The sequence below is a fragment of the Methylobacterium sp. B1 genome (assembly GCF_000333255.1).
GTDB lineage: Bacteria > Pseudomonadota > Alphaproteobacteria > Rhizobiales > Beijerinckiaceae > Methylobacterium > Methylobacterium fujisawaense.
On the sequence record NZ_BACT01000932.1, the window covers coordinates 1 to 4,785 of the forward strand.

Below are 4,785 nucleotides of genomic sequence, written 5' to 3' on the forward strand. Positions count from 1 at the left end.
ACGGTACCGCCCGCACCGGGGCAGGGCCCATGGCGCGCGTCAGCGGGACACGGACGTTTCCGGCGCATCCCCGAGGGAAGGTCGTGCAGATCGGACGTGGCATGCCGCGCGTGCCGCGTCGCCAGGGAGCCGCGCGCCTCCTGCATCGGCATGAAGGCCGAGAAACCGACCGCGCCCGGGACGGTGTTGTAGATCGCCTCCATGCCGCCGCGCATGTGGTAGGTCTCGTGCCAGATGCCGACGCCGCGCGTGTCCCGCAGGAAATCCCGCCACCAGATCCGATGGGGCTCGGATTTCGCCCAGGCGACCATGCTGTCGATGTCGCGCCAGTACCAGCGCATGCCCAGATGCAGCGGGCGCAGGCTGAAGATGATGTTGTTCTCGTAGTGCAGCAGGCCGTCCGGGCGTTCCGCGCCGACCGTGGCGATCCGCGGTCCGAAGCCGAGGAGAGTCCTGACGCCGGCGAGCGTCCGGACCTTCATGCCGAGATAGATCACGACGAGATCCGGATAGCCCGAGAAGTCCGGGACCCGCTCGTGCCGGTTCGCGCCCATGCTCGTCCCCATGATCGCGCCTGTATCGCCGCGTGACTCGCCCGAACCCGTAAACCGATAATATTCACCGGCCTTTCTGCAAATCAATATTCGCGCACGAAGGGTCGGCACATCTCGTGATCGAGCGATGAATGACGAAGGCCGATCCCGACGCCATGTGCCGGGCCCCCCGGGGGGACGACGCACCGGCTCTGCCATCGACGTTACCGGAGGGTCGCATCCAATCCGACGTCGGTTCAGGTTGGGGCACGCCGGCTGCCGGACGTCCGCCCGGGATTCCGCGTGGCGCAGACCGGTCGCGATGAACCGGGATGCGCGACCGCCAGGAGGCTCGACACGCTTGCGCGCCGCGCACGTCCCCGATGGCGCCGAGCGGCCCCCGTCGTCGGACGCAGGGCGTGTCGCTGGCCTGAATGGATGCCGAGAAGGGTCGGAGAACCGCAGTGGCATCGCCGCTCCGTTCAAGCGCAAAATATTCTCGTGCCGTCGCAAAATGACGAACATTCTTGCTTTCATCCAGCAAAGTAGGGAAAGCCGTTTCGTTGACTCCTTGGCCGACCGACAGGATCTTGTATTCACTGTCACGGTGAGGGCAGCGCAGGGAAGATGAAGACGCATGGGCGGTCCGGTCATGTCCCCGGGACGAACAGGGACGCCGTCCGGATCGGGTGGACGGTTCGCGCTCGAACCTCGCCGCGGTCCGAAAGACCCGTCCGGCTGATCTGCCGCCGCTGCTGACTCCACGAACGCGGCCGCCTCGAAGGAACCGGCTCGGATCGCACCGCGAACCGGGACCTGTGCTACGGCGCCGCAGACCGAACGCCTCCCGCCGCACCCGCTACAGACGCCAGGCCCGATTCATGATCCCGAACCGCCGATCCCTCCTGGCCGCCGGCCTCGCCCTGGCGTGCCTGGGCAGCCTCTCGTCGCGCGAGGCCCGGGCCGAGGATCCGAAGGAGGTCCGCCTGGACTGGGCGACCTACAATCCGGTCGGCCTGCTCCTGAAGGAGAAGGGCTTCCTCGAGGAGGCGCTGGCGCCGCGGGGCATCAAGGTCCGCTGGGTCCAGTCGCTCGGCTCCAACAAGGCGCTCGAATTCCTGAACGCCGGCGCCATCGATTTCGGCTCGGCGGCCGGCGCCGCAGCCCTCGTGGCGCGGATCAACGGCAATCCGATCAAGGCGATCTACGCCTATTCGCGCCCGGAATGGACGGCGCTCGTCACCCGCAAGGACAGCGGCATCGCCAAGCCCGCCGATCTCAAGGGCAAGCGCGTCGCCGTCACCCGGGGCACCGATCCGCACATCTTCCTGATCCGCGCGCTCCAGAGCGCCGGCCTCACCGAGCGCGACGCCAAGCTCGTGCTGCTGCAGCATCCGGACGGCCGGACCGCCCTCGACCGCGGCGACGTCGATGCCTGGGCCGGCCTCGATCCGATGATGGCGGCCGCCGAGATCGAGAACGGCGACGTGCTGTTCTACCGGGATGCCGCCGCGAACACCTGGGGCCTGCTGGACGTCCGGGAGGAGTTCGCGACGGCCCATCCCGACCTCGTCCGGACGGTGATCGCCGCTTACGAGCGGGCCCGCGCCTACGCGCTCGCCAACCCCCAGGCCCTCGCCGCGTCCCTCGTTGCGGCCACGAAGCTGCCCGAGCCGGTGATCGCCCGTCAGCTCGAGCGGACCGACCTGTCCCAGCCGGCGATAGGCGCAGCCCAGGCCCAGTCGATCAAGGCGGCCGGAACAGCCCTGCAGCAGGCGGGCGTGATCCCGGCGGGTACCGACGTGGCCGCGGCCGTCGACGGCCTGCTCGACGCGCGCTTCAATCCCGTCGCCGGACAGTGAGCGGCAGCGTGCCGCTGCTGCGGCGGGGCGGCCGCGCGGGTTTGGGGCTTCTATTGCCGCTCGTCGCGGCGATCGGTTGGGAGATCGCGGTGGCGACGGGCGCGGCCTCCGGACGGCTGCTCCCGCCGCCGAGCCGGATCGGCGCGACCCTCTGGGAGCTCGCGGTGTCGGGCGATCTCTGGCTTCACGTCGAGGCGACCCTCGTGCGGGTCGGCCTCGGCTTCCTGTGCGGAGCGGCGGCCGGGATCATCGCGGGTGCCCTCGTCGCGACGATCCCGCTGCTGCGCTGGCTCGTCGATCCGAGCCTGCAGGCCCTGCGCGCCGTCCCGTCTCTGGCCTGGGTGCCGCTCTTCATCCTGTGGTTCGGCATCCTGGAGACGCCGAAGGTGCTGCTGATCGCCGTGGGCGTGTTCTTCCCCGTCTATGTCGGCGTCTCGGGGGCGATCGCCTCGGTGGACCGCAAGCTGGTCGAGGTCGGGCGGATCTTCCGCCTGTCCCGCCTTGCCCTCGCCCGCCGGATCCTGTTGCCGGCTGTGCTGCCGGCGACCCTCGTCGGGCTGCGCACGGGGCTCGGTCTCGGCTTCCTGTTCGTCGTGGCGGCGGAACTGATGGGCGCCTCCGAGGGCCTCGGCTATCTGCTCGTGGACGGCCAGCAGTTCAGCAAGCCGGATCAGATCGTGGCGGCGATCATCGCCTTTGCCCTCGTGGGCAAGGCGGCCGACATGGCCCTGCTGACGCTGACACGGCCCCTGACCCGATGGCAGGATACCGTGCGGGACAGCCTGTGACCGCAGGATTGGGGCTGACGCGCGGCGCGGAACCGGGGACGGTCCCGCGCCGCGGTTCCAATCCGATCCCCATCCCGCGACCGCGCGAGAGACGCCCGTGCTGACCGTCGACGACCTCTCCAAGACCTATGCCGACGGCACGCGGGCCCTGTCGGCCATCGACCTGTCGGTCCAGCAGGGCGAGATCGTCGCGCTGATCGGCGGCTCGGGCTGCGGAAAGACGACGCTGCTCCGGCTGATCGCGGGGCTCGATCAGGCGAGCCAAGGCGCCGTGCAGGTCGACGGCGAGACGATCCGCGCGCCGCATCCGAGCGTCGGCGTCGTGTTCCAGGAGCCGCGGCTGCTGCCCTGGCTCGACGTGGCCGGCAATGTCAGCTTCGGCCTCGCCGACCTCCCGCGGTCCGAGCGCCGGGCGCGCGTGACCCATGCTCTGGAGCGGGTCGGCCTCGCCGAGCACGGTGGCCGCTGGCCCCGGGAACTGTCCGGAGGCCAGCAGCAGCGCGTGGCCATCGCCCGGGCCTTCGTGGCGCGGCCGCGAGTCCTGCTCCTCGACGAGCCGTTCTCCGCCCTCGACGCCTTCACCCGGAAGGGATTGCACGAGCAGCTCCTCGATCTCTGGGCCGAGTCGAAGCCGACGATCCTGATCGTCACGCACGATGTCGGAGAGGCCGTCACCCTGGCCGACCGGGTGGTGGTAATGCGGCCGCGGCCGGGACGCCTGGACGAGACCGTGCCGATCGGGCTCGCCCGGCCGCGCGAACCGGTGGCGGCGACCTACGAGGACGCCGTGCGCCGCGTGCTGGCCGCCCTCGATCACTCCCTGCGCCCGGCCTCGGCCAACCGGCCGGCCGCCCCCGAGACCCGCGCGAGCTGGTGGTAGGACCAGCGGCGACCTGCGGCGCGAGGCCGGATCGGCCCGCCGTCAGGACCCGATCGCGGTCAGCTCCAGATCCGCGGGATCCACGCGCCGGAACCGGGCGAAGCGGAGCGCCAGCACCGGCAGGATCAGCAGGTTCAGCACCGTCGAGGTGACGAGGCCGCCGAGGATCACGAGCGCCATCGGGCCCTCGATCTCACGGCCGGGCTCGCCGGCGCCGAGCGCCAGCGGCAGCAGGCCGAGACCCGTGACCAGGGAGGTCATCAGGATCGGCACCATCCGGTCCGCGGCGCCCTCCGCCGCCGTGGCCGCGTCCCAGGATCGCCCGTCCCGGGTTACCATCTGCTCGTAATGGGCGATCAGCATCACGCTGTTACGCAGCGAGATGCCCGACAGGGTCACGAACCCGACGATCGAGCCGAGCGACAAGACCCCGCCGGTCAGCGCCGCCGCGGCCACGCCGCCCACGAAGGCGAAGGGCAGGTTGACGAGCACCAGCAGCAGGTTCGCCGCCGAACCGGTCACGATGGCGAGGAGCACCACGATCCCGAAGCCGGCGAGCCCGGCATGGACGAGGAGGTCGCGGCGGGCGGCCGCCTGGGCCTCGGCAGCGCCCGAGAAGGTCACGTAGACCCCCTCGGGCAGCCGAACCTCGCGGGCGATCTTGCGCTTGGCCGCCGCCACGAATCCCGCCAGATCGCGGTCGGCGACATTCGCGGTACCGC

The 4,785-nt window shown here is 70.8% G+C and carries 5 protein-coding genes; 3 read left to right on the top strand and 2 right to left on the bottom strand.

The window, feature by feature from the left end; translation table 11 throughout:
- Positions 1-566 (bottom strand): DUF4188 domain-containing protein (locus tag I53_RS26230; protein ID WP_251982463.1); only part of this gene is annotated, 566 nt, incomplete at its 3' end.
- An 848-nt stretch (positions 567-1,414) separates the two neighbouring features.
- Here I53_RS26230 and I53_RS26235 point away from each other — a divergent pair.
- The 3 genes from I53_RS26235 to I53_RS26245 all read left to right on the top strand — a co-directional run bounded on the left by I53_RS26235 (position 1,415) and on the right by I53_RS26245 (position 4,063).
- Entirely contained in the window at positions 1,415-2,395 is a 981-nt protein-coding gene (locus tag I53_RS26235) for an aliphatic sulfonate ABC transporter substrate-binding protein (RefSeq protein WP_043356408.1), read from the top strand.
- Between the two features lie 8 nt (positions 2,396-2,403).
- Positions 2,404-3,183, top strand: coding sequence for an ABC transporter permease (locus I53_RS26240; protein WP_236952970.1), 780 nt, complete (start codon positions 2,404-2,406; stop codon positions 3,181-3,183).
- Positions 3,184-3,280: 97 nt separating this feature from the next.
- On the top strand, positions 3,281-4,063 hold the full coding sequence (locus tag I53_RS26245) for an ABC transporter ATP-binding protein (protein WP_043356411.1): 783 nt from the start codon (positions 3,281-3,283) through the stop codon (positions 4,061-4,063).
- 42 nt (positions 4,064-4,105) lie between these two features.
- Here I53_RS26245 and I53_RS26250 read toward each other — a convergent pair.
- A partial coding sequence (locus tag I53_RS26250; protein WP_043356413.1) for an efflux RND transporter permease subunit occupies positions 4,106-4,785 on the bottom strand: 680 nt, incomplete at its 5' end.